General features: G+C 61.5%; 19 protein-coding genes and 3 rRNA genes. 19 read left to right on the top strand and 3 right to left on the bottom strand.

Annotated elements, in window-relative coordinates; all coding sequences use genetic code 11:
• Nucleotides 1–31 precede the first annotated feature (31 nt).
• The 7 genes from AC6I1W_RS10045 to pheT all read left to right on the top strand — a co-directional run bounded on the left by AC6I1W_RS10045 (nucleotide 32) and on the right by pheT (nucleotide 6,902).
• On the top strand, nucleotides 32–508 hold the full coding sequence (locus tag AC6I1W_RS10045) for an SseB family protein (protein ID WP_221267918.1): 477 nt from the start codon (nucleotides 32–34) through the stop codon (nucleotides 506–508).
• A 370-nt stretch (nucleotides 509–878) separates the two neighbouring features.
• Nucleotides 879–1,520 carry a translation initiation factor IF-3 gene (gene infC, locus AC6I1W_RS10040; RefSeq protein WP_004808524.1) on the top strand — a complete coding sequence of 214 codons (642 nt, stop codon included), beginning with the start codon at nucleotides 879–881 and terminating at the stop codon, nucleotides 1,518–1,520.
• Between the two features lie 101 nt (nucleotides 1,521–1,621).
• Nucleotides 1,622–1,828, top strand: coding sequence for a 50S ribosomal protein L35 (rpmI, locus tag AC6I1W_RS10035; RefSeq protein WP_015582520.1), 207 nt, complete (start codon nucleotides 1,622–1,624; stop codon nucleotides 1,826–1,828).
• A 100-nt stretch (nucleotides 1,829–1,928) separates the two neighbouring features.
• Entirely contained in the window at nucleotides 1,929–2,300 is a 372-nt protein-coding gene (gene rplT, locus AC6I1W_RS10030) for a 50S ribosomal protein L20 (RefSeq protein WP_004808521.1), read from the top strand.
• 1 nt (nucleotide 2,301) lies between these two features.
• Nucleotides 2,302–3,123, top strand: coding sequence for a TrmH family RNA methyltransferase (locus AC6I1W_RS10025; RefSeq protein ID WP_171048529.1), 822 nt, complete (start codon nucleotides 2,302–2,304; stop codon nucleotides 3,121–3,123).
• 153 nt (nucleotides 3,124–3,276) lie between these two features.
• Nucleotides 3,277–4,386 carry a phenylalanine--tRNA ligase subunit alpha gene (pheS, locus tag AC6I1W_RS10020; protein WP_065674183.1) on the top strand — a complete coding sequence of 370 codons (1,110 nt, stop codon included), beginning with the start codon at nucleotides 3,277–3,279 and terminating at the stop codon, nucleotides 4,384–4,386.
• Nucleotides 4,383–6,902: a phenylalanine--tRNA ligase subunit beta gene (gene pheT / locus AC6I1W_RS10015; protein ID WP_065674182.1), complete on the top strand. Its 2,520-nt coding sequence runs from the start codon at nucleotides 4,383–4,385 to the stop codon at nucleotides 6,900–6,902. The genes pheS and pheT overlap by 4 nt, the downstream gene beginning before the upstream one ends.
• Before the next feature lie 89 nt (nucleotides 6,903–6,991).
• Here pheT and bioB read toward each other — a convergent pair whose 3' ends face one another.
• Nucleotides 6,992–8,158 carry a biotin synthase BioB gene (gene bioB / locus AC6I1W_RS10010; RefSeq protein WP_065674181.1) on the bottom strand — a complete coding sequence of 389 codons (1,167 nt, stop codon included), beginning with the start codon at nucleotides 8,156–8,158 and terminating at the stop codon, nucleotides 6,992–6,994.
• Nucleotides 8,159–8,218: 60 nt separating this feature from the next.
• Between bioB and AC6I1W_RS10005 the strand changes: the two genes are divergently transcribed.
• The 6 genes from AC6I1W_RS10005 (at nucleotide 8,219) to rrf (ending at nucleotide 16,598) form a co-directional block, all read left to right on the top strand.
• The gene (locus AC6I1W_RS10005) at nucleotides 8,219–8,785 is read left to right on the top strand and encodes a TetR/AcrR family transcriptional regulator C-terminal domain-containing protein (protein WP_117188477.1); all 567 of its coding nucleotides are present in this window, start codon (nucleotides 8,219–8,221) and stop codon (nucleotides 8,783–8,785) included.
• A gap of 97 nt (nucleotides 8,786–8,882) precedes the next feature.
• Nucleotides 8,883–9,422 (top strand): arginine repressor, encoded by a 540-nt coding sequence (locus AC6I1W_RS10000; RefSeq protein WP_117188476.1) that lies wholly within the window; start codon nucleotides 8,883–8,885, stop codon nucleotides 9,420–9,422.
• Nucleotides 9,423–9,509: 87 nt separating this feature from the next.
• Nucleotides 9,510–10,766: a tyrosine--tRNA ligase gene (tyrS, locus tag AC6I1W_RS09995; RefSeq protein WP_117188475.1), complete on the top strand. Its 1,257-nt coding sequence runs from the start codon at nucleotides 9,510–9,512 to the stop codon at nucleotides 10,764–10,766.
• Between the two features lie 733 nt (nucleotides 10,767–11,499).
• Nucleotides 11,500–13,021 (top strand): 16S ribosomal RNA (locus AC6I1W_RS09990).
• 275 nt (nucleotides 13,022–13,296) lie between these two features.
• A 23S ribosomal RNA gene (locus tag AC6I1W_RS09985) occupies nucleotides 13,297–16,379 on the top strand.
• A 102-nt stretch (nucleotides 16,380–16,481) separates the two neighbouring features.
• Nucleotides 16,482–16,598: ribosomal RNA gene (gene rrf, locus AC6I1W_RS09980) — 5S ribosomal RNA — on the top strand.
• The 16S, 23S and 5S rRNA genes sit together here, the layout of an rRNA operon.
• A gap of 102 nt (nucleotides 16,599–16,700) precedes the next feature.
• Here rrf and AC6I1W_RS09975 read toward each other — a convergent pair.
• Nucleotides 16,701–17,879: an IS256-like element IS1249 family transposase gene (locus AC6I1W_RS09975; RefSeq protein WP_005323424.1), complete on the bottom strand. Its 1,179-nt coding sequence runs from the start codon at nucleotides 17,877–17,879 to the stop codon at nucleotides 16,701–16,703.
• Nucleotides 17,880–18,224: 345 nt separating this feature from the next.
• A complete protein-coding gene (locus AC6I1W_RS09970; protein ID WP_117189832.1) occupies nucleotides 18,225–18,884 on the bottom strand; it encodes a class I SAM-dependent methyltransferase in 660 nt (219 codons plus the stop codon).
• Nucleotides 18,885–19,036: 152 nt separating this feature from the next.
• Here AC6I1W_RS09970 and AC6I1W_RS09965 point away from each other — a divergent pair, with 152 nt between their 5' ends.
• The 6 genes from AC6I1W_RS09965 (at nucleotide 19,037) to AC6I1W_RS09940 (ending at nucleotide 24,356) form a co-directional block, all read left to right on the top strand.
• Nucleotides 19,037–20,431, top strand: a complete 1,395-nt coding sequence (locus AC6I1W_RS09965; RefSeq protein WP_117189831.1) for a hypothetical protein — start codon at nucleotides 19,037–19,039, stop codon at nucleotides 20,429–20,431.
• On the top strand, nucleotides 20,428–21,426 hold the full coding sequence (locus AC6I1W_RS09960; protein WP_117189830.1) for an HAD-IIA family hydrolase: 999 nt from the start codon (nucleotides 20,428–20,430) through the stop codon (nucleotides 21,424–21,426). The genes AC6I1W_RS09965 and AC6I1W_RS09960 overlap by 4 nt, the downstream gene beginning before the upstream one ends.
• A gap of 70 nt (nucleotides 21,427–21,496) precedes the next feature.
• Entirely contained in the window at nucleotides 21,497–22,066 is a 570-nt protein-coding gene (locus AC6I1W_RS09955; protein ID WP_117189829.1) for a biotin transporter BioY, read from the top strand.
• The gene (locus AC6I1W_RS09950; protein ID WP_117189828.1) at nucleotides 22,063–22,782 is read left to right on the top strand and encodes an energy-coupling factor ABC transporter ATP-binding protein; all 720 of its coding nucleotides are present in this window, start codon (nucleotides 22,063–22,065) and stop codon (nucleotides 22,780–22,782) included. The genes AC6I1W_RS09955 and AC6I1W_RS09950 overlap by 4 nt, the downstream gene beginning before the upstream one ends.
• Entirely contained in the window at nucleotides 22,779–23,402 is a 624-nt protein-coding gene (locus AC6I1W_RS09945) for an energy-coupling factor transporter transmembrane component T family protein (protein WP_117189827.1), read from the top strand. Before AC6I1W_RS09950 ends, AC6I1W_RS09945 begins: the two co-directional genes overlap by 4 nt.
• 216 nt (nucleotides 23,403–23,618) lie before the next feature.
• Nucleotides 23,619–24,356 (top strand): TlyA family RNA methyltransferase, encoded by a 738-nt coding sequence (locus AC6I1W_RS09940; RefSeq protein ID WP_117189262.1) that lies wholly within the window; start codon nucleotides 23,619–23,621, stop codon nucleotides 24,354–24,356.
• Nucleotides 24,357–24,363 lie beyond the last annotated feature (7 nt).

Here is a 24,363-nt window from a genome sequence, read left to right as displayed (position 1 = left end):
AGTGTCATGGCGGTCAGCTAGTGTTCGGCAGGTGTCTGCTCCACTATCTCCTCCCAGCGGCGGCGACAGGGGAGACGCCGAGCCCCGGGTGCGCGCTGCCCTCGCTGCCTGCTTGGCCGACGATCCCGACACGTATCGCAACGCCTACCTCGAGGCGGTCTCCACCTTGTGCGCGGGAGCTCGTCTCTTCATGCCAGTCATGGCGGACGAGGCCGGTGAGATCGGCGCGGTCAAACTCACCAACGAGCAGGGGAGTACTGCCCTGCTGGCCTTCACCGGTATCGACTCCCTGACGGCATGGGACTCCCGAGCTCGACCGGTTCCCGGTCTATTACCGGATCTGGCCGCCACGGTCACCGAGGTCCAGGCTGGTGCCCTTCTCATCGACGCCGCGGGTCCGGCTCCACTCGTCCTGGGGCCAGATGTCCTCGGCCCGATCGAGCACGGCGGAAAACTCGTGAAGTTCGCGGACGGCTGGGGTTGGGTGCGCAGGGAGGACCTCTCCTGACGCAGGGTCCTGGTGTCTGGAGTTGCTTCGGAGGATGGTTCCTTCCCCCCGATTTGGGGTGTCGACGTCTGATGCCGTAACATCTCCAGAGCGATCAGTACAGAGCTGGTCACGTGGAAGAGGGGGCCTGACCTCCCCACCTGGGCGGATTCCGTTCGCCGGGTTGTCAACAACGAGCCTCAGGGTGCCATCCCAGGGGTTTGTTGGGGTGTTTCATGCACCCGTACGAGTCAGGCCTTCGCATGTCCGCGAGGGCCTTTTCTTGTACCCGGATCGCGGAGGCGTAGACACGTCCCCATAGTGAACAGACATCCGGGAGGACCCCATCAGTACTGAACCCCGCATCAACGAGCGGATCCGCGTTCCCGAGGTGCGCCTGGTCGGCCCCAATGGCGAACAGGTCGGAATCGTCAGGGTCGAGCAGGCCCTGCAGCTCGCCCGCGAGCAGGACCTCGACTTGGTTGAGGTGGCTCCGCAAGCCCGGCCCCCTGTCGTCAAGCTCATGGACTACGGCAAGTTCAAGTACGAGGCGGCCCAGAAGGCCCGGGAGTCGCGACGCAACCAGGCAAACTCCATCATCAAGGAGATGAAGCTTCGTCCCAAGATTGACGACCATGACTACGAGACCAAGAAGGGCCATGTTCTGCGGTTCCTCAAGGCCGGTGACAAGGTCAAGATCACGATCATGTTCCGTGGCCGTGAACAGTCCCGTCCGGAGCTCGGCGTCAACCTGCTGCGTCGTCTTGCTGACGATCTGACCGAGTACGCGACCGTCGAATCCCCTCCCAAGCAGGAGGGCCGCAACATGCTCATGATCCTTGCCCCGACTCGTAAGAAGAACGAGGCCAAGGCGGATCAGAAGGCTGAGCGTGACCGTCGAGCCGCTGAGCGCGCCGAGGCTGCTGAGGCCGACAAGGCTTACGAGGCTGCTCAGCGAGCTGCTGCCGGCACCGCCAAGAAAAAGAAGAAGAAGGGTCCCGCCGACAACATGGACCCCGACATCGACCTCTGAGCACTGCTCAGAACCAGGCGATCCGGTCTTCACCGGTGAGCCAGCCCGGGACCTTCCCCTCCGGTTCGCGGGACGACACACATGAACGAATGGAGCCATCCATGCCCAAGATGAAGAGCCACTCCGGGACGAAAAAGCGTTTCAAGGTGACCGGCTCGGGCAAGGTCACCGCTCGCAAGGCTGGCAAGCGCCACCTGAACGAGCACAAGTCTTCGCGCGTCACTCGCCGTCTGACCGGCGAGACCGTGCTGCCCAAGGGCGAGGCCGCCAAGGTCAAGAAGCTGCTCGCTGGCCACCCCGGCCGCTGACGACAGTCGACGTCGCCACTGACGACGTCCCCAAGACCACTGGGCGGCACACGCCCCGAACCAATCCGGGACTGACCCGGGAGATCCAAGGAGAATCACCATGGCACGCGTGAAGCGTTCTGTGAATGCCAAGAAGAAGCGTCGCGAGGTCCTCGACCAGGCCTCCGGTTACCGCGGGCAGCGTTCCCGCCTGTACCGCAAGGCCAAGGAGCAGACCCTCCACTCGGCCACCTACTCGTTCCGCGATCGTCGCGCCAAGAAGGGCGACTTCCGCTCGCTGTGGATCCAGCGCATCAATGCTGCCTCCCGTGCCCAGGGCATGACCTACAACCGTTTCATCAACGGTCTGAAGAACGCCGGCATCGAGGTCGACCGCAAGATGCTCGCCGAGCTGGCCGTCTCCGACATCGACGCCTTCAACAGCCTCGTCGAGGTCGCCAAGGCCAGCCAGCAGCAGAACGCTGCTGCCTGACGTGGGTATGAGTGACGGGCCGAACGACGACCATTCGAGGTGGGATCGCATCTCGAAGGGGTCGCTGCGTTCGGCCCGTCGTCTTTCATCGCGGCGCGGACGTGAGGAGTCCGGGCTCTTTCTCGTCGAGGGTGCTCAGGCGGTGCGCGAGGCACTGGCGTGGCCTGGCAAGGTGAATCTGCTGGCCACTTCGGATCCGGTGCGTGATGCCGAGCACGTCGGAGCCGCAGAACGTCGTGGGATCAGGGTGGCGTTACTGACTGACGAGGACGTCAGTGCCTTGTCCGACACTGTCACCAGTCAGGGGGTCTTCGCCGTCTGCCGACAGGTCACCCGCCACGAGTTGCCTGACGATGACGTGCACCTGGCCGTCATCTGTGCCCAGGTCCGTGACCCCGGTAACGCCGGAACGGTCATCCGCTGCGCCGATGCCTTTGGTGCCGATTGCGTGATCCTGACGCGCGGGTCGGTGGACCCGCACAACCCCAAGACGGTTCGGTCCTCGGTGGGATCGATCTTCCACCTGCCAGTCCTCGTCGGAGTCGACCTCGCCGATGCGGTGGAGTGGGCTCACAGGCACCAGATGACGGTGCTTGCCGCGGACGGGGGAGGTCACGGCCTCGACGCCGTTGCCCGGTCCGGACGTCTCAAGAGGCCCATCGCGTGGCTGATGGGCAACGAGGCGTGGGGACTTCCGGAGGCAGACCGAGCCCTGGCGGACGAGGTTGTCGGGGTTCCGATGTGGGGATCGGCTGAGTCCCTCAACCTCTCCACCGCCGCCGCCGTGGTGTTGTATGCCACGGCCAGTGAGCAGCGCGCCTGATTACCGTGAAGCGGCCATGATTCAGTACTGCTGGGCGGCCACCAACCATTGACGGCGTCGACACCACTAGACTTGTGGTGATCGACGCCAGTCGCACACTCGCGCCCCGGAGACGGGCGCTTTTCCAACGTCAACCCATCAGGGGGAAGGCCCATGAGTGGCCCCAACACGAATTATGACCCGGTCCAGGTGAGCACCCTGGACGCCGACCAGGTCGACGCCCGGGTGGCCGAGGCCCTGGAAGCGATCGCCGGGGCGTCCACCACTGCCGAGCTCAAGCAGGTGCGCATCGCCCACACCGGTGACAAGTCTCCGCTGGCTTTGGCCAACCGCGAGATTGGAGCTCTGCCTCCGGCTGCCCGCAAGGACGCCGGAAAGCGGATCGGTCAGGCGCGTGGCCGCGTCAACCAGGCTCTCAAGGCTCGTCAGGAGGAGCTTGCCGAGGCCGAGCTGGAGGCTCGTCTCGCCGCCGAGACGACCGATGTCACCTTGCCGGTCGTCACCTCACCTCAAGGCGCTCCACACCCGATCACTGCCCTCATTGACGACGTCTGTGACGTCTTCACCGCCATGGGCTGGGAGATCGCGGAGGGCCCGGAGGCCGAGTCCGAGTGGTTCAACTTCGACGCATTGAACCTTGACACCGACCATCCCGCTCGCGCCCTGCAGGACACCCTGTGGCTCGATCCGGTCAGCGATGGCAAGTGCATGCGCACCGCCACCAGCCCGGTGCAGATTCACACCTTGCTCAAGCAGCAGCCTCCGGTGCGCATCATCAGCCCAGGAAAGGTGTTCCGCGCTGATGAGTACGACGCCACCCACCTTCCGGTGTTCCACCAGGTTGAGGGCTTGTGCGTCGACAAGGGCATCACCATGGGCCATCTCAAGGGCACTGTCGACGCCTTCGCCCGCGCTATGTTCGGCGACGTGCGTACCCGTTTCCGCCCGCACTACTTCCCGTTCACCGAGCCCAGCGCCGAGGTCGACCTGGAGTGCTTCGTCTGTCACGGGGCCTCGGTCGGCAATCCCGACCGTCCGTGCCGTACGTGCCGCTCCGAGGGATGGATCGAGTGGGGCGGCTGCGGCATCGTCAACCCGCGCGTGCTCATCGCCTGCGGAATCGACACCGACGTCTACTCCGGGTTCGCCTTCGGAATGGGCATTGACCGCACGGTGATGTTCCGCAACAACGCCCCTGACCTGCGCGATTTCGTCGAGGGCGACGTCCGATTCAGCCGCTCACTCAGGGGAGGAGCACGATGAAGGTTCCCATGTCATGGCTGCAGGCCATGGTCAACCTACCTGACGGCACCACCACCGAGCAGGTGGCCCAGGCCCTCACCGATCACACCGCGACCGTCGAGAAGGTCGAGGTCGTCGGTGGCGAGCTGACCGGCCCGATCGTCATCGGTCACATCCTGTCCTCGATCCCCGAGCCGCAGAAGAACGGCAAGACCATCAACTGGTGCCGGGTCGACGTCGGTCCGCGGTACAACGCTGAGGGACATCCCAAGAACGTTGAGGATGGCGTCGAAGGACGCGGCATCATCTGTGGTGCTCCCAACGCCGTCGAGGGCGCCTGGGTGGTCGTCTCCCTGCCCGGAGCGGTGCTTCCCGGCGGATTCGCCATCAGTGCCCGCAAGACCTACGGCCACATGTCCGACGGCATGCTCTGCGCTGCCGACGAGTTGGGTATCGGCGTTGATCACTCCGGCATCATCACCCTGCCTCCGTCGGTTGAGGGACACCAGCTTGTTCCCGGCGAGGATGCCCTGCCGATTCTCGGTGTGCCCGAGGAGGTCCTCGACGTCGACGTCACTCCCGACATTGGCTACTGCATGTCGGTGCGTGGCATCGCCCGCGAGGTGGCCCATGCCATGTCGGTGCACTTCCCCGATCCCTATGACGAGCAGCCGATCAGCCCGGTTGAAGGGCCTGTGGCGGTCGACATTCAGTCGAATGCGTGCAGCCAGTTCGTCGCCCTGCCGGTGACCGGTCTGGATCCGCACGCACCGACCCCGCGGTTCATCGCCGATCGCATTACCCGTGCGGGAATGCGTCCGATCAGCCTGGCGGTCGACGTCACCAATTACGTCATGCTGGAGTCCGGTCAGCCGCTGCACGCCTATGACGCCGACAAGGTGAGCGGAACGATCGTGGTTCGCAAGGCGAACGAGGGAGAACACTTGGTCACCCTCGACGGCACTGAGCGCACCCTTGATCCTGACGACCTGGTCATCGCCGATGACTCGGGAGCCATCGGTCTGGCCGGTGTCATGGGTGGTGCCGCCACCGAGATGACTTCTGAGTCCACCTCGATCATCCTCGAGGGTGCTCACTTCGATCCCATGACGGTGGCTCGGGCCTACCGACGTCACAAGCTGGGTTCGGAGGCCTCCCGTCGCTTCGAGCGCGGAGTCGACCCGGTGTGCGCCCACACTGCCGCCGTTCGCGCCGCCGAGCTGCTGGCTCAGTACGGTGGAGCCACCATCGGTGAGCCGACGGTCGTCGGCGAGGTGCCGCAAATGCCGCACCAGACCATCAGCGCCGAGTTGCCGGGCCGTATCCTGGGCACGAAGGTGTCCACCGAGGAAGTTATCGAGATCCTCACCCGTTCGGGTGTCAAGGTTACCGCCCTGGGCGATTCCCTCAGCCTCGTCCCGCCGACCTGGCGTCCTGACCTGGTCGACGCATACGACTACGTCGAGGAGATCGGCCGCAAGATCGGTTTCGACCGCATTGAGCTGGCTCTCCCGCCAAGCCTGGGCGCCGCCGGTCTGACCAAGGCCCAGCAGGCCCGTCGTCGCGTGCTGCGTTCGGTCGTCGAGGCCGGATTCGTCGAGCTCATCACCTTGCCGTTCATGGGCGACAAGGATCTCGAAACCCTCGGGATCAGTGCCTATGACCCTCGTTATGCGACGGTGAAGCTGGCCAATCCGCTTGACGACACTCACCCCTATCTGCGCACCAGCCTGTTGCCGGGGCTCTTCCATGCTGTGACCACGAACATGTCGCGTTCCCAGGAGGATCTTGCGGTCTTCGAGAGTGGCACCGTCTTCCGTGCTGTTACCCCGGCTGCGGCTCCCCGTCCTGGTGTCGACGAGCGTCCCTCCGACGAGGTTCTCGCTGAAATCGACGCCGCTCTGCCAGCCCAGCCGCGCATGCTGGCCGCGGTCATCTGCGGAAATTGGCTGCCTGATCGCTGGGACGGCGAGCCCGTCAAGGCGGATTGGCGTCATGCGGTGCTGGTGGCTCAGAAGGCCGCTGACGCCGTCGGCGTCACGTTGGAGCGTACGGCGGACCGGCAGGCTCCGTGGCATCCCGGCCGGTGCGCCGCTCTCATCGTGGGCGGCAAGGTCATCGGTCACGCGGGCGAGCTGCACCCGACCGTGGCGTCGAGTGCTGGTCTGCCGCAGCGAACCTGTGCCGTTGAGTTCAACCTTGACGCCTTGGTGGCCGCTGCACCTCGTGGTGGCCAGGTCAAGGCGATCTCGAGCTTCCCGGTGGCCAAGGAGGACGTCGCTCTTGTCGTTGATGAGTCCGTCCCTAGCGAGGACGTCCTGCAGGCCCTCATCGAAGGTGCTGGACCGTTGCTGGAGGCGGCCGAGCTGTTCGACGTCTACGAGGGCGAGCAGGTCGGTGAGGGACACAAGTCCCTGGCCTTCAACCTTCGTCTGCGCGCTGTTGACCGGACTCTCACCGATGCCGAGGCTGCCGAGGCTCGCGACGCTGCGGTAGCCCGCGCCGAGGAGGCGTGTGGAGCCCAGCTGAGGTCCTGATATCTATTCGATACCTGCCATGGGGGGCCGACATGACGTCGGCCCCCATGCTGTGTTCAGGCGTGTGCTGAGATCTGGATGGGTGTGGCTCAGGCGTTTGCCGGAACCTCACTGCCAACGCCACGGTGACGGATCGGAACCGCGTTGATGGGCAGGTCAGCTGACTGGTACGAATCGACGGTGGTGTGAACCATGGGCTGTCCGTCGGCCCCCTCAGGGACGAAGCCGCCATCCTGAATCATCTGCAGGTCGGCAGCGCCGGCAGCGCCCTCACTGGTGAGGTAGTCGCCCAGGAAGATGGAGTTGACGACCTCGAGGGCCAGTGGCTGCATGGTACGGATGTGCTGCTCGCGTCCGGCGGCAGCACGCACCTCGGAGTCCGGATGGACGAAGCGGACCATGGCCAGACGCTTGAGGCACCACTGCGGGGTGATGTGCTGGGCGCCACCGGCGAGCGGAGTTCCCTCGAAGGGCAGCAGGAAATTGACGGGCACCGAGTCGACGCCGTGCTCACGCAGGTCGAAGATGACGTCGACGAATTCCTCGTCGGTCTCGCCCATGCCAGCGATGACGCCCGAGCAGGGGGAGAGGCCGTTGCGCTTGAGGACCTCGACGGTGTCCATGCGGTCCTCGTAGGAGTGGGTGGTGCAGATCTCGTCGTAGTGGGAGCGAGCGGTGTTTGCGTTGTGGTTGTAGGCGTCGGCGCCGGCCTCCTTGATGGAGGCGGCCTTCTCGTCGTCCACGAAGCCCAGACAGACGCAGACCTCGACGTCGGGATGGTCTGCCTTGAGGGAGCGCACCATGCCGTTGACGCGCTCGACGTCTCGCGTGGAGGGGCCATGTCCGGAGGCCACCATGCAGACGCGACGGGCCCCGCCGGCGATACCAGCCTCGACGGCCTCGTGCACCTTCTCGGGGTCGGCCCAGGAGTACTTCATGATCTCGGCACGAGACCCCAGGCGCTGCGAGCAGTATGAGCAGTCCTCGGGGCACAGTCCCGACTTGAGGTTGACCAGGTAATTGAGGCGCACCCGGTTGTCGAAGAAGTGGCGACGAATCTTTCCGGCAGCGGCGATGATCGACATGAGTTCTTCATCACTGCTGCGAAGGATCTCGAGAGCCTCCTCGCGGGTGATCGACTCCCCTCTCAGGCCGCGCTCGGTCATGTCGGCTAGATTCAGCAATGTTCTGGTCCTTCCGAGACTGGAGACGTCCTGAACACCGTTCAGGATTGAACGGGGTTCAATGTAGTCCATGAGGTTCGGTCGACGTGGGCCACCCCCGACAAAAAGTGTCATCGAGTTCGAGGAGTCACCGTGAGCCTGACCAAGGCGGACGTCGTCCGGGCGGGAGTTGAGATCCTCGACACCTACGGGCTCGGTGACCTCTCCATGCGCCGGTTGGCTGAACGGCTTGGCGTCAAGGCTGGCGCTCTGTACTGGCACGTCGCGAACAAGCAGAGCCTGTTGGCAGCGGTGAGTGACGAGATCCTGTCAGTTGGGGGAGGGCCTACGTCGGTTCCGGCTGCAGAGTCAGACTTGGCTGATGGGGTTGACGAGTGGGCGAGGTGCTTCCGAAAGACCTTGCTGGCTCACCGCGACGGGGCGGAACTGGTTGCCTCCACGATCTCGGTGGGGCTGGGGGAGGTTGATCCCACCGTGATGTTGCGCCAGTTCCTGGCGGCTCACGGCTTCGGTGCTGATCGTGCCGGGGGAGTTTCGCGGGCCATCGTGCATCTCGTTCTGGGCCACACCATGGAGGAGCAGACCCGCACCCAGTTGCACGACCTGGGCGTCATGGGGGAGACCGATCTCGCCCGGCAAGAGGCGGATTTCGACCTCGCGCTGGCAATCTTCATTGCGGGTATGGAGAGCGTCCTCTGAGTCGTGGTTGGACTCGGGCCGCTGTATTGATGCATACTTATGTGGTCTGTCGAAAATTTAGCAGTCGGTCCAATGGTGCGTGATCTAAGGAGGTTCCATGGGCGAGGGGCACTTGGCGCCGACCTCACGCGCAGCGCGGCACGCCCGCATCCGCGCCTTGATTCAGGAGGGAAGGATTTCCTCCCAAGCTGAGTTGGGCGAGATTCTGGCCTCGGAAGGCTTCGTCGCCTCTCAAGGTACCCTTTCCCGTGACCTTGTCGAGATCGGAGCCGTCCGAGGGCGTGATCATGTCGGAAACCCGTGTTATTCAATTCCTGAGGGAGAGCACCCCTCGGATGTGACCACGGGCTCGCCGGCATGGATCAAGCTGGCACGAATGACCAAGGAGCTGTGCACCGGGGTGCAAAACAATGAGTACCTCGTGGTGCTCAAGACCCCGCCGGGTGCTGCCCAGTACTACGGATCTGCCATCGACAAGGCGGGCCTGGACATCATCCTGGGAACGATTGCCGGGGACGACACCATCGCTCTGATGTGCGCCACCGGGGTCGACGCCGGAGAGCTCGCGGGCGCCTTCTCACAGATGGCCGTCAGTGGTGTTCCCGCCGAGATACTCTCGCGCCCGGTGCAAGCCTGAGCGAACGTGGGGGCAGTGCAGAGAGCTGTGTCGGTAGACTGACGTCCGGTCGACTCCACGTGGGGTCGCAGACGAGAGGAATATGACGTGTCGGATCTGTTGGACGACCTGGAGTGGAGAGGGCTGGTAGCCGATTCCACCGACCGCGAGGCATTGGAGGCCCACCTCGCCCAAGGACCCGTCACCTTCTATGTGGGTTTCGACCCAACTGCCAAGAGCCTTCACATTGGTCACCTCGTTCAGTTGATGCTGGTGCGGGCCCTGCAGGAACGCGGTCACAAGCCGTTGCTTCTCGTTGGTGGGGCGACTGGTCTCATCGGTGATCCGAAGATGACGGGTGAGCGTCAGATGAACGACCATGCGGTCGTCGCCGAGTGGGTCGAGTCCATCAAGGAGCAGGTGAGCAAGTACGTTGACACCGAGGGCCCGAACGCCGCTCGGATCGTCAACAACTACGACTGGACGGTCGAGTACACCGCGTTGGACTTCCTGCGTGACGTCGGCAAGTACTTCTCCATCAACCGGATGCTTGCCCGCGACGTCGTGGCCCGACGTCTCGAGAGCGGCATCTCGTACACCGAGTTCAGCTACGTCCTGCTTCAGGCGCTCGACTTCTACGAGCTGCACAGGCGCTATGGCTGCACCTTGCAGACCGGTGCTCAGGATCAATGGGGGAACATCACAGCGGGTGCAGAATTCATCCGCAGGACGACCGGTGACGTCGTGCACGGTCTGGTGACCCCGCTGTTGACCAAGGCTGATGGCACCAAGTACGGCAAGACTGAGTCCGGAACGGTCTGGGTCGATCCGGAATTGACGAGCGCCTACGCCTTCCACCAGTTCTTCCTCAATGCAGAGGACGCGAAGGTCATCGAGTACCTCAAGATCTTCAGCCCGCGCTCCCGTGAGGAGATCGAGGAGCTGGCTCGCAAGACCGAGGAGGAGCCGTGGCGTCGTGCTGCTCAGCACTGCTTGGCCGACGACCTCACTGATCTTGTCCATGGTGTGGAGCAGCGCAAGGCTGCGCAGGCTGCTGCTCAGGCCATCTTCGGACGCGGTGAGTTGCGTGACCTCGACGAGAAAACGGTGGTTTCCCTGGCTGACGAGCTGGGTGCTGCCCATCATGAGGGTGGCGAGTACCCGACAATCGTTGACGCCATGGTTGCGGCTGGAATCGTCGACACCAAGTCTGCCGGCAAGCGGGCCGTGACAGAGGGCGGCGCATACCTCAACAACGTCAAGGTGACTGATCCGGATCAGCGTCTGAGTGACGATGACTTCCTATGTGGTCGAGTGGCGTTGGTGCGTCGAGGCAAGAAGACGGTGGGTGCGTTGACCCGCTGAGCACCTCCATGTCGGATCCGTCCGGGGATCACCGTGTCTGCGGTGGTCCCCGGACGGTTGTATTTACCCACCAAACGCAACCGTGACGCGGCCGGACGGTGGGGCGGTTCGAGTCCTGAATCAGCCCGACTTGCGTTGAGGGTGTGGTTGTGGCAGTGTTATCTCTCGGCCCGGCGCCCGGTGGGTGTGGGCTGGTGGAAGTGCTGATGGTCCTGTTGTGGGATTGTTGGTGACACGATTTGACGATTGTTTGAAGAGTGTTTAGGCTTCTGCGGGTTCCCTTGTTGGAGGGGGCTGGGAATGACTGGATGGTTTTCTTGATGGTGATTTCCCTGGTGAATTCCTGGATTTGACATTCGGGGTTGATCCGGTAAGGTTGGTCGGGTCGCTGCTTTTCGGGGTGGTGGCACGGTTTGGCTGGTTTTGCTGGCTGATCTTGATACCGCGGGTTTTGCGGGGTTGGGGTTGGTGTGGTAGGGTCGGTCGGGTCGCCTCGGGGTGGTCCTGCTTGTTGGTGGGGTTGTTCTGGTGGGTGTGATGCTTGAGAACTCAACAGTGTGTCTTTGATAGTCAATGATTTTTTGATGCATCTATCGATGTGTCGGATTTGTTTATGAATTCCTTTGTGATTCTGGACATGGACTGATTTTTTTGGTCAGTGTTTGGGGTTAGTGTTTTGGATTCTCTTGTGACACCGTTGCCTGCATTGTGTGTGTGGGTGGGTGATATTTTTTCATTGGAGAGTTTGATCCTGGCTCAGGACGAACGCTGGCGGCGTGCTTAACACATGCAAGTCGAACGGAAAGGCCCCTTTGGGGGTACTCGAGTGGCGAACGGGTGAGTAACACGTGAGTAACCTGCCCTTGACTTCGGGATAACTTCAGGAAACTGGGGCTAATACCGGATAGGAATCCTTGCTGCATGGTGGGGGTTGGAAAGCTTCGGCGGTTTTGGATGGACTCGCGGCTTATCAGCTTGTTGGTGGGGTAGTGGCTTACCAAGGCTTTGACGGGTAGCCGGCCTGAGAGGGCGACCGGCCACATTGGGACTGAGATACGGCCCAGACTCCTACGGGAGGCAGCAGTGGGGAATATTGCACAATGGGCGGAAGCCTGATGCAGCAACGCCGCGTGCGGGATGACGGCCTTCGGGTTGTAAACCGCTTTCAGCAGGGGCGAAGCTTTTGTGACGGTACCTGCAGAAGAAGCACCGGCTAACTACGTGCCAGCAGCCGCGGTGATACGTAGGGTGCGAGCGTTGTCCGGATTTATTGGGCGTAAAGAGCTCGTAGGTGGTTGATTGCGTCGGAAGTGAAAACTTGGGGCTTAACCCTGAGCGTGCTTTCGATACGGGTTGACTTGAGGAAGGTAGGGGAGAATGGAATTCCTGGTGGAGCGGTGGAATGCGCAGATATCAGGAGGAACACCAGTGGCGAAGGCGGTTCTCTGGACCTTTCCTGACGCTGAGGAGCGAAAGCGTGGGGAGCGAACAGGCTTAGATACCCTGGTAGTCCACGCTGTAAACGGTGGGTACTAGGTGTGGGGTCCATTCCACGGATTCCGTGCCGTAGCTAACGCATTAAGTACCCCGCCTGGGGAGTACGGCCGCAAGGCTAAAACTCAAAGGAATTGACGGGGCCCCGCACAAGCGGCGGAGCATGCGGATTAATTCGATGCAACGCGAAGAACCTTACCTGGGTTTGACATGGACTGGGAGTGCTCAGAGATGGGTACGCCTCCTTGTGGGGCTGGTTCACAGGTGGTGCATGGCTGTCGTCAGCTCGTGTCGTGAGATGTTGGGTTAAGTCCCGCAACGAGCGCAACCCTCGTTCACTGTTGCCAGCACGTTATGGTGGGGACTCAGTGGAGACCGCCGGGGTCAACTCGGAGGAAGGTGGGGATGACGTCAAGTCATCATGCCCCTTATGTCCAGGGCTTCACGCATGCTACAATGGCCGGTACAAAGAGTTGCGAGCCTGTGAGGGTGAGCGAATCTCGGAAAGCCGGTCTCAGTTCGGATTGGGGTCTGCAACTCGACCCTATGAAGTCGGAGTCGCTAGTAATCGCAGATCAGCAACGCTGCGGTGAATACGTTCCCGGGGCTTGTACACACCGCCCGTCAAGTCATGAAAGTCGGTAACACCCGAAGCCGGTGGCCTAACCTGTGTGGGGGAGCCGTCGAAGGTGGGACTGGTAATTAGGACTAAGTCGTAACAAGGTAGCCGTACCGGAAGGTGCGGCTGGATCACCTCCTTTCTAAGGAGCACTTCATTGTAAGGACTCATTATTGCTGTGTGGCTCGTCGTGAGTCGTTGGTGGATGGGTTAGCTTCTTGTGGAACATTGGCGTGTTCATCTTGTGGTGGACGGTCTGAGGCATGCTGTTGGGGTTCTGGGGTATCACACGTGTGTGTGGTGGCCTGGTGCGGTGATGCTGCGTCTGCTGTGTGGTGGGTGTGGTGTTGATTCGTGTGGTGGTTGAGAACTGTATAGTGGATGCGAGCATCTTAATTTTTTGTGTCTTGTGTTGTTGTGCAAGTTGTTAAGTGCGATCGGTGGATGCCTTGGCACCAAGAGCCGATGAAGGACGTTGTAACCTGCGATAAGCCCTGGGGAGTTGGTAAACGAGCTGTGATCCGGGGGTGTCCGAATGGGGAAACCTGGAATGTCCGGAGTAGTGTCCGGTGACCCTGCCCTGAATGTATAGGGGTGTGGGAGGTAACGCGGGGAAGTGAAACATCTTAGTACCCGTAGGAAGAGAAAACAACCGTGATTCCGTGAGTAGTGGCGAGCGAAAGTGGATGAGGCTAAACCGTGTGTGTGTTCAAGCCGGCAGGTGTTGCATGTGCGGGGTTGTGGGGGCCTTTGGGTTCTGCTGCCGCAGGATTGGCCAGTGATAAATGTTGCGTGAAGGTGAAGCGTCTGGGAAGGCGTACCGGAGTGGGTGAGAGTCCCGTAACTGTAAGCGTGGCACTGGTGAGGGTTACCCCAAGTAGCGTGGAACTCGTGGAATTTCGCGTGAATCTGGCGGGACCACCCGTCAAGCCTAAATACTCCTTGGTGACCGATAGTGGATCAGTACCGTGAGGGAATGGTGAAAAGTACCCCGGGAGGGGAGTGAAATAGTACCTGAAACCGGTCGCATACAAGCCGTCAGAGCCTTGTGGGGTGATGGCGTGCCTTTTGAAGAATGAGCCTGCGAGTTAGTGATGCGTGGCGAGGTTAACCTGTGTGGGGGAGTCGTAGCGAAAGCGAGTCCGATAAGGGCGTGAGTCGCGTGTTCTAGACCCGAAGCGGTGTGATCTATCCATGGCCAGGATGAAGCGTCGGTAAGACGTCGTGGAGGTCCGAACCCACTTCAGTTGAAAATGGAGGGGATGAGCTGTGGATAGGGGTGAAAGGCCAATCAAACACCGTGATAGCTGGTTCTCCCCGAAATGCATTTAGGTGCAGCGTTGCGTGGTTCTTGTCGGAGGTAGAGCACTGGATGGTCTAGGGGGCCTATCAGCTTACCGAAATCAGCCAAACTCCGAATGCCGGCAAGTGGAGCGTAGCAGTGAGACGGCGGGGGATAAGCTTCGTCGTCGAGAGGGAAACAGCCCAGATCATCAGCTAAGGCCCCTAAGTGGTAACTCAGTGGAAAAGGATGTGGAGTTGCGCAGACAGCCAGGAGGTTGGCTTGGAAGCAGCCATCCTTGAAAGAGTGCGTAATAGCTCACTGGTCAAGTGATTCCGCGCCGACAATGTAGCGGGGCTTAAGTTATCCGCCGAAGCTGTGGCAAGCCCGTGAGGGTTTGGGTAGGGGAGCGTCCTGTGCGAGGTGAAGCTGCCGGGTGACCGTGTGGTGGATTGTGCGGGAGTGAGAATGCAGGCATGAGTAGCGAATGACGGGTGGAAAACCCGTCCGCCGATTATCCAAGGGTTCCAGGGTCAAGTTAATCTGCCCTGGGTGAGTCGGGACCTAAGGCGAGGCCGACAGGCGTAGTCGATGGATAACCAGTTGATATTCTGGTACCGGCTTGTCACCGTCCGTGTCGAGGTGTGTGATGCTAAGCGTGCGAGCCTGCCTCCGCGACATCGTTGATGTGGTGGTGGTGTGGTGAGTGTGTGAACCGATCATGTAGTAGGCAAGCTGCGGAGGGACGCAGGGAGGTAGCTCATCCCCGGCGATGGTTGTCCGGGGCTAAATGTGTGGACCGTCTGGTAGGTAAATCCGCCAGGGTTGTGGTTGAGGCATGATGGCGAGCCCACAGGAAGTGGGTGAGTGAGTGATCCTGTACTGTCGAGAAAATCTTCGTGAGCGAGGTGGCTGGTCCGCCCGTACCCTAAACCGACACTGGTGGATAGGTAGAGTATACCGAGGCGATCGAGATCATCATGGTGAAGGAACTCGGCAAAATGCCCCCGTAACTTCGGGATAAGGGGGACCTGAACTGTCAAGGCTTTTACAGTTGGTAGCGGTGAGGGGCGCAGAGACCAGGGGGAAACGACTGTTTACCAAAAACACAGGTCCGTGCGAAGTCGTAAGACGATGTATACGGACTGACTCCTGCCCGGTGCTGGAAGGTTAAGGGGAACTGTTAGCGTTGGCGAAGCGGTGAACTTAAGCCCCAGTAAACGGCGGTGGTAACTATAACCATCCTAAGGTAGCGAAATTCCTTGTCGGGTAAGTTCCGACCTGCACGAATGGAGTAACGATTTCCCTACTGTCTCCACCATGAACTCGGTGAAATTGCATTACGAGTAAAGATGCTCGTTACGCGCAGCAGGACGGAAAGACCCCGGGACCTTTACTATAGTTTGGTATTGGTGATTGGGACGACTTGTGTAGGATAGGTGGGAGACTGTGAAACGGCCACGCCAGTGGTTGTGGAGTCATTGTTGAAATACCACTCTGGTCGTTCTGGTTATCTAACTTTGGGCCGTGATCCGGTTCAGGGACAGTGCCTGATGGGTAGTTTGACTGGGGCGGTCGCCTCCTAAAAGGTAACGGAGGCGCCCAAAGGTTCCCTCATCCTGGTTGGTAATCAGGTGTTGAGTGTAAGTGCACAAGGGGGCTTGACTGTGAGACTGACAGGTCGAGCAGGGACGAAAGTCGGGACTAGTGATCTGACGGTGGCTTGTGGACGCGCCGTCACTCAACGGATAAAAGGTACCCCGGGGATAACAGGCTGATCTTGCCCGAGCGCTCATAGCGACGGCATGGTTTGGCACCTCGATGTCGGCTCGTCGCATCCTGGGGCTGGAGTCGGTCCCAAGGGTTGGGCTGTTCGCCCATTAAAGCGGCACGCGAGCTGGGTTCAGAACGTCGTGAGACAGTTCGGTCCCTATCCGCTGCGCGCGGAGGAATCTTGAGAAGGGCTGTCCTTAGTACGAGAGGACCGGGACGGACTGACCTCTGGTGTGCCAGTTGTTCTGCCAAGAGCATGGCTGGTTGGCTACGTCGGGTTGTGATAACCGCTGAAAGCATCTAAGCGGGAAGCACGCTTCAAGATGAGGGTTCCTGCAGATGAATCTGGTAAGGTCTCCGGTAGACGACCGGGTTGATAGGCCAGGCGTGGACGCATCGTAAGGTGTGGAGCTGACTGGTACTAATAGACCGAGGACTTACAAACACACACTTTCACGTCCAATAAGAATTTTGATGATCGCATCCACTGTACGGCTCCCAGCCCCCACGCGGGGGTTGCGCCAAGCCTGACTGGCCCCATAGTTTTTCCGGTGGCCTTGGCGGAAGGGAAACACCCGGTCCCATACCGAACCCGGTAGTTAAGCCTTCCAGCGCCGATGGTACTGCACGAGGGATCGTGTGGGAGAGTAGGACGCCGCCGGAATTTATTTTTCAATAGCTCCGGGCGGAACATTTTCGAGTGTTCCGCCCGGAGCTTTTCGGGTTAAGGGTCAAAATGTGTGTCTGGCTCGGCGTGTCGCGGGGGTTAGATTTGGCCTTTTTGAATGCCGATTGAGTGGGTGTAGTCGGTGTCGATAGCGTTGTCGTAGAGGGCTGGGCGTCCTGTTTCGTGGTCGGCTTGGTTCTCGGTTTGGGTCAGGGTGGATACTTTGGCGAGTTGGCCCTGGCCCCAGTCGGACTGCCTGGCGATTCGTACTGGATCGTCAGGCAGTTCCGTTTTTAAGTAGAGCCACCAATCCAGCATGCGGCGTTGTCGTTCGCCTGATCTGCCGCGGTGGGTTCTGGCGAGCAGTTTGAGCTGGGCGTTGATGCCGCCTTCTAAGCTGTTGGTGGTGGATTTGATCCGCTCGGGCGCAAGGACTCCTGCTGGCGGGTTGAGGTAGACAAACAGCATCTCGGACCGCCAAAGATGGTTGAGGCTGTTGTAGGCCTTGCGCACGTTGTGGTGGGTCCACACGCGGGTCCATGCACCTGTTTTGGGGTCTTTGATCATGGTTTTCTCGTTCATCCATTCCCGGTAGATCGTTGAAAACTCGTGCAGTTGCACACCCCACGCGGCGGCTTCATCCAGTGTGGTGATCCGGGTCAGTTTCAGCGCAAGTCGGTAGATGGTGCGCCCGGCATCGGTGCGTGGGTTGGTGGTGGTGTAGCGGCGGACCACGCGTTGGGCGTGGACGAGGCAGCGTTGAATTTTCGTAGTCGGCCAGCACTTTTTGATTGCGCTGTATGCGCCTTGGCCGCCGTCGATGACGGCGATGAGTGGGGCTTCGATGCGTTCAAGCAGCAGTTGGTAGTCGCGGGTGGTTTCGTGTTTGCACCAGTGCCAGGCGATCACGTGGTCGATGGTCGCCGCGACGATCAGGCAGCCACCGGCGGTGTAGGTGCCATCGAGAAATACCTGGTCGTAGATCCGCTTGTGGTGGCCGGCGGTGGGGTCAGGCACATCAACGAGCCAGCACCACTTGAAGCGCCGCTTCATGGTGGCGCGGCTAACACCGTTTCGTTTGGCTAGGTCGTCGAGTGATATTGCGGTGGTGCAATGCTCGATGAACTGGGTGAACACTGCCGCGTTGGTGATGTCGTTTCGACGTTTGACGCTGGAGGCGCCGCATTGTTTGCAGCGCCATCTGGTGGTGCCTTTGCTGGTGGTGCCGTTGCGTTTCATTTCACCGCCGCAGTGGCAGCGTGGTTGGTTCTTCGACATTGCGACACCACACCACGCCGCGCATAGCACATCACGGCTGCCACACCGAGGATTTCCCGTCGGGGGCTAGATATATGCTTCCGGAGCATATACTTTCCGGAAACCTACAGGTCAATCCGTGAAAATCCGCGATTCCGGACACACTTTTTGACCCTTAACCCAGCTTTTCTGTATTCCTACACAACCGCCAACCTATGCCGAGCGTGCTGGCTTCCCGTATTCGGGCGTCATTGTTCAGCGTTGTTCCTCGTCATGTCTGATGGCGAAGAAAACCAAAAACGATGACCGCGCCGGCATGTTGACGCGGTCATGGGGACGAATTCGAATTCATCGACTCGGGCGCCGTCAGCGCTGAGCTTTGGCCAGAAAAAGTGGGAACTCCTTGATTTGTCCGTCGCGTTCGCGCTTGATGGTCAACGGCACTGACCACGTCATCTCGCTGAACCCTGCATGTGAACACAGTCGGTTCATTGTTTCTTCGGTGAAGCCGTCGTGGTAATAGCGTGGGTCGTCGTCACCATCGGAGTGATGGACGTGAAATGCCCGTCCCTCCTTCTCGGTGAGGTCGATGGCGATGAAGGTTCCGTTCGGTTTCAACATCTTGTGCACGGATGAAAACAATGTCGCCAGGTCCTTGACGTGGTGCAGGACCATCTGGGCGATGACGAGGTCATAGTTGCCGTCGTCCAGCTTCGTCGAAGGACATGAGTAGTCCCGATCGAGGACCTTCCATCCCCGGTCCGAGGTCCGTTCGGTGGCAACCCTGCGCATTCCCTCACTGGTGTCGGTCAAGGTGAACGTCCAGGTGGCCGGCATCACCAAATCGGCAATCTCGATGGCAAGCTGGCCCGTTCCCGCTCCGATTTCCAAGACGTCGAGGTCGGGGATTCTGTGATTGTCGCCCGGACACATCGTCTCGACGATTGCGCGGGCGACGCGCTTTGCCTGCTTGTGCCTGTGAGGATTGGTCTCCCAGTCCTTGGCGCGGTTGTCGAATTGGCTCACGTCAGTTGATCCTAGATGGCTGGTGTGCGATCTGTGAGCGCTCATCGCCGACGGTGGCGATCATGGGGTCGTTGGCTGGCCGTCAAGCACATGGTGAACCGACTTCGATTTCGGTTCGCCATGATGGCCGGGTGTGCGGGACAATAGGAGACATGGCAGATTCTTCCTCCCCCAACAACGGTCGATCCGGCGGAGACCGACGAGGTCAGGGCCGCAATGGATGGTCCGGCAAGTCGGGCGGACGCAGCGGTTGGAACTCGAAGTCGAATGGTCGTGGTGGTGACCGCCGTGACCGTCGATCCTGGTCCGATGACGGAGGTCGTCGCGGGGATCGCTGGCAAGGACGCGGGGGAGATGGAGATCGTCGTTGGAATGACGATCACAAGTCTCGTCGCGACGGTGGACGTCGTTGGGATGACGATCGTAAGCCCCGTCGTGAGGGCGACTCGGATCGTCCTTGGCGAGACGACCGTGGGGCACGGCGTGGCGGTCAAGGACGCGATGGTCGCTGGAATGACCGCGACGACCGTCGGCGCGGTGACCGTCGCTGGGAAGATCATCGCGATGACCGTCGTGACGACGACCGCCGCCGCGAGGGCGACAACCGGCGTCGTGACGGCCAGGCACGTGGCGATCGTCGCTGGGACAAGGACCGTCAGGACGGCCGCAGGGAATTCCGCAAGTCGGATCGCAAGAACTTCCGGAGCGGCCCGCGGGATGACCGTCGCAATGAACACCGTGATGACCGTCGCAACGGTCGTCCTACTGGCGATGGCACTCTTGAGGAGAAGGTGACCCAGGCCACCGACGAGCCAATGGCACCGCTGGACTTCGATGAGAAGGCTCTGCCCGCCTCGGTGCGTGCCGAGCTTCGTGGTGTTCCTGCCGACACCGCCCACATCATCGAGGGGCACCTCGTCGCGGCTGCCGAACTCCTCGATGAGGATCCTGCCCAGGCCAACGCCCATGCCCAGGCGGCGCGAAGGCGTGCTCCGCGTCTGCCCGTGCTGCGTGAGGTGGCTGCCGAAGCCGCTTACCAGGCCGGCGAGTATGCCTCGGCACTCAACGACTACCGCGCCCTGCGGCGCATGACCGGTAATGACAACTTCCTTCCCGTGATGGCCGACTGCGAGCGCGCGCTGGGGCGTCCCCAGGCTGCCCTTCGCCTCATTCGTGAGGGGCAGGAAGCCGATCTCACCCCGGCTCAGCAGGTTGAGCTGGTGCTCGTCCAGGCCGGTGCCCGTCGAGACCTCGACCAGAAGGCCGAGGCCGTCCGCCTGCTGCGCGAGGCCGTCAAGAACCTCAAGGCACCAACCGAGGCCACAGCCCGTCTGCACTACGCCTACGCCGAGACCTTGCTCGAGGAAGGCGACACCGCCGGTGCGCGGAAGTGGTTCGTGTCGGCCCAGAGTCACGATCCGGCCAATTTCCTGGACTGCCAGGACCGCATCGACATCATTGATGGCAAGGAGCCGAGCGAGGACCTTGACGACGCGGACGACATGGTTTTCATCGAGATGGACGACGACGAGGAGACGAATCAGTGAGTGACGCCCTCATTGACGGTCATGACGCGGCCCTGTTCGACCTGGACGGAGTCGTCTACCTGGGGCCCCATCCAGTACCTGCTGCCCCGGACACGATTGCGGAACTGCGTCGCCGAGGGGTCAAGGTCGGGTTCGTCACCAACAATGCGGCCCGGTCCGCGGAGGTAGTTGCCCAGCATTTGACCGACATCGGTATCCCCACGGAGGCCAGTGACGTCGTCACCTCAGCTCAGGCCATCACCGATCTTGCCGCCGAACAGCTATCTGCAGGGGCCAAGGTGCTCATCATCGGTACCGAGTCGCTGCGTGTGGAGGCGCGATCTCGCGGGCTCGTGACAGTGGAATCGGCGCAGGATGATCCGGTGGCGGTCATCCAGGGCTACGACCCCCACATTGACTGGGCGTTGCTGGAGGAAGCCGGGTTCGCCCTGCAGGCCGGAGCCAAATGGTACGCGGCCAACCCGGACATCACCCGCCCCACCGATCGGGGCATCGTACCCGGCATCGGCGCCCAGCTCCAGGTCGTCGCGACGACGTGTGACGCCAAGCCGGTCATCGCTGGCAAGCCCTACCGTCCGCTGCTGGAGGCCACCGTTTCGCGTCTCGGGTGCAAGGCACCGATCTTCGTGGGGGACCGGCTGGACACCGACATTCGTGGTGCCAACGCCATGACGATGGACTCCTTGTTCGTCTTCACCGGGGCTCACGGCGTCGCTGATCTGCTGGTTGCAACACCTGAGGACCGACCGCAGAACATCGCTGTTGACCTGTCGGGTCTGCTGGAGCCTGCGCGGACGGTTGAGATGTCGGACGCCCACGCTCGTTGTGGTGAGGCGGAGGTCTCACTGACGACTGACCGCGAGATCCGCGCTGACATGGTTCCCGGCGACGTCTCCGGACAGCTCGATGCCGTGACCGCCATGATGACTCTCGTCCACGAGTCCGGTGCGACAGTTCCCGAAAAGCCTGCGGAGTCTTTCGACAAGCTCCACTGAACAGTGTTCAATTGGTTGTGACGGTCGCCCATCTCGTGCGGCCGCACGATCTCTTCATGGGAGGAACCCAATGTCATCACGCATAGGATTCCAGGCCACCGACCTGGCACTCGTCGCCGTCTTCGCTGCCCTCATCGCGGTGCTCGCGGTCATTCCGCCGATCTTCATGGTGGGGGCAGTGCCCTTTGCCCTGCAGATGATTGCCGTCATGCTTACGCCGATGGTGCTTGGCAGCGTCCGCGGCGGATGTGCCATTGGTCTGTACATCATCGTCGGCGCCTTGGGACTTCCGGTGTTCAGTGGTGGGGCCAGTGGACTTGGCGTACTCGTCGGCCCGACGGGTGGTTTCCTGTGGGGCTGGCTGCTGGGAGCCTTCGTGGCTGGGGCCGTGGCGACGGCCGTGCTGCGGCGACGCCCGCGTAAGTCGATGCTGCCGGTCTGGCTTTTTCTCGTCGCACTGGTCGACCTGGTGTGCGTGTACCTTGGCGGCATCCTCGGGCTGATGGCCTTCGCGAAGCTCAGCCTGAATGCAGCACTGGCTGCCAATATCGCCTTCGTCGGACTCGACCTGGTCAAGGGGATCTTGGCCTGTCTCATCGCCACAGCGGTGCTGACGGCCTTCCCGCGTCTCATGCCGTGATTGAGTTCAAGGACGTCGGTGTTGACGTCGACGAGTATGACGTCGAGGGACATCACCGACGAGTGACGATCCTCAGTGGGGTGGACCTCACCCTTCCTGAGCGTCGGGTGGCTGTGGTTGGCCCCAATGGCGCCGGCAAGTCGACCCTGCTCAAACTCGTCAACGGGCTCATGGAAGCCACCAGCGGCACCGTCACCGTCGACGGGATCGATCCCAAGATCGACGGCAAGGCGGCGCGGCGACGAGTGGGGTACATCTTCACCAACCCCATGAGCCAGCTCGTCATGTCGACCCCCGTCGCTGACGTCGAGCTGTCCTTGCGCCAGCGCATCCGCAATCGCACGGAGCGTCACGACGCTGCCTTGAAGATCCTTGCCGACCAGGGACTGGAGGCCATCGCTGGCCGTAGCGTCCACGCCCTGTCCGGGGGAGAGCGTCAGTTGGTCTCCCTGGCGAGCGTCCTCGCCGTGGAGCCGTCGGTCATCCTCGCCGACGAGCCGACGACCCTGCTCGACCTGCGTAACCGAGAAATGGTCCGGCACGCCTTTGAACGCCTGGGTCAGCAGATCCTGTGTTGCACCCACGACCTGGAGCTGGCGGCCTCCTTCGATCGGGTGTTGGCCGTCGAGGACGGCAGGGTCGTCGATGACGGGGACCCTGCCAAAGTCATTGCCGGGTACCGCCGACGGATGATGACCGAGGAGCTGTCCCGATGAAGGCTGACATCTCGGCCTTCCTCGGGGGTTACCGTCCTGGTCACAGCCTGGCCCACCGGATGCCGGTGTGGTCGAAGTACCTGCTCGTGCTGGTCGTAGGCGTCTCCCCGTTCTTCGTCAAGCAGTGGTGGTTCTCCCTCGGTTGCCTGGTCGTGGCCGTCATCATTGACCTGGTCGTGGCCAGGATGCCCGTCCGCACTGCGCTGTCCATCGGAGTGCCACTGTGGATCGCGAACGTCCTCATCCTGGCCTATCACTGCTTCTTCACCACCTGGCAGCGAGGAGTGATCTATGTGGCAGGCCTGCTTGCCTGCCTCTACATCGCTCGGCTCGTCACGTGCACCACGGATCCTGGCGCTCTCATGGACGCCATCGTCTCAATGGTGCGCCCCCTGCGACCACTCGGCGCCAAACCTGAGAAGTTCGCTCTCACCTTGGCCCTGATGTGGACCACGATTCCCTACCTCATCAACTCTGTCGGACAGGTGCGGGAGGCCGCCAGGGCGAGGGGGCTGAGACACTCCAGCTGGAGGTTCCTCATCCCGATGTTCGTCGGTGCGGTGGGCCATGCCCTGGAGATGGGAGAGGCTCTCAAGGCCCGTGGGCTCGGCGACGAGTGACCTCTTCAGCACGTCGCATGCTCAGGTTGTGAAACGAAAAGCTCACAAATTGGGAACAATCTGCTGAAGCTGTGGGGGGACTGCACATCCCTGATGCATAAGTGCGTCAATCATTCGGCCAGCAGTAGCCATTCGTCGCCTGTGAGAGCCCCAGCGACGACGCCTGCTGTGTCACCTCTGGTGCGCCAGGTCACCGAGAGGTGGCAGGCTGTCCCCGTGAGACTCGACCAAGCCCTCGTCGACGCCGAGCTGGCGCGTTCACGCACCCTGGCCACCCGATTGGTGCGCGAAGGACGGGTGACTGTCAACGGAGTGGTCGTCACCAAGCCCGCGGCGAAGGTTGGCCCCTCGGACGACCTGGTGGCAGAGGAAGAGGTGTGGGTCTCCCGGGCGTCCCACAAACTCATCGGGGCACTGGACATTCTCGATGTCGAGGTGCCCGCTCGGGTGCTTGACGCCGGAGCATCCACCGGTGGGTTCACCCAGGTGGTCCTCTCGCGAGGAGCCGAGCTCGTCCATGCCGTCGACGTCGGGCGCGACCAGCTCTCCCCGGTGCTGCGCGAAGACCCGAGGGTCGTCGTCCACGAGGGACTCAACCTGCGCGATCTCACCCCGGATGACCTGGCCATCGACGACCACTTCGAACCCGTTGATCTCGTCGTGGGGGACGTCTCCTTCATCTCCCTGACCATGATCATGGAACCGATCTCGGCCGTCATGAACCCGGACGGCCTCATGTTGTTACTGGTCAAGCCACAATTCGAGGTCGGGCGCAAGGCCCTTGGTGCCCACGGGGTCGTCACCGACCCGCAGCTGCGCGCTCAAGCCGTCGCGACAGTCATCGCCAAGGCTGAAGAACTGGGTTGGTCAGTGCGCGACGAGTGCGACAGCCCCTTGCCCGGACAGGACGGAAACGTTGAGCACTTCGTCCTGCTGGAACGGTCTGGTCGGTGAAAGCGGG

Source organism: Cutibacterium sp. KB22876 (genome assembly GCF_059728865.1).
The sequence above is the reverse complement of the archived record's forward strand: the minus strand, read 5'-3'. Positions and strand labels throughout refer to the sequence as shown.

Coding starts and splice junctions, on each gene's coding strand:
- AC6I1W_RS10000 (WP_117188476.1), top strand. CDS start 8,883: ATGGGCGAGGGGCACTTGGCGCCGACCTCACGCGCAGCGCGGCACGCC.
- bioB (WP_065674181.1), bottom strand. CDS start 8,158: ATGGACTACATTGAACCCCGTTCAATCCTGAACGGTGTTCAGGACGTC.
- rpmI (WP_015582520.1), top strand. CDS start 1,622: ATGCCCAAGATGAAGAGCCACTCCGGGACGAAAAAGCGTTTCAAGGTG.
- AC6I1W_RS09955 (WP_117189829.1), top strand. CDS start 21,497: ATGTCATCACGCATAGGATTCCAGGCCACCGACCTGGCACTCGTCGCC.
- rplT (WP_004808521.1), top strand. CDS start 1,929: ATGGCACGCGTGAAGCGTTCTGTGAATGCCAAGAAGAAGCGTCGCGAG.
- AC6I1W_RS09975 (WP_005323424.1), bottom strand. CDS start 17,879: ATGTCGAAGAACCAACCACGCTGCCACTGCGGCGGTGAAATGAAACGC.
- pheT (WP_065674182.1), top strand. CDS start 4,383: ATGAAGGTTCCCATGTCATGGCTGCAGGCCATGGTCAACCTACCTGAC.
- AC6I1W_RS09965 (WP_117189831.1), top strand. CDS start 19,037: ATGGCAGATTCTTCCTCCCCCAACAACGGTCGATCCGGCGGAGACCGA.
- pheS (WP_065674183.1), top strand. CDS start 3,277: ATGAGTGGCCCCAACACGAATTATGACCCGGTCCAGGTGAGCACCCTG.
- AC6I1W_RS09945 (WP_117189827.1), top strand. CDS start 22,779: ATGAAGGCTGACATCTCGGCCTTCCTCGGGGGTTACCGTCCTGGTCAC.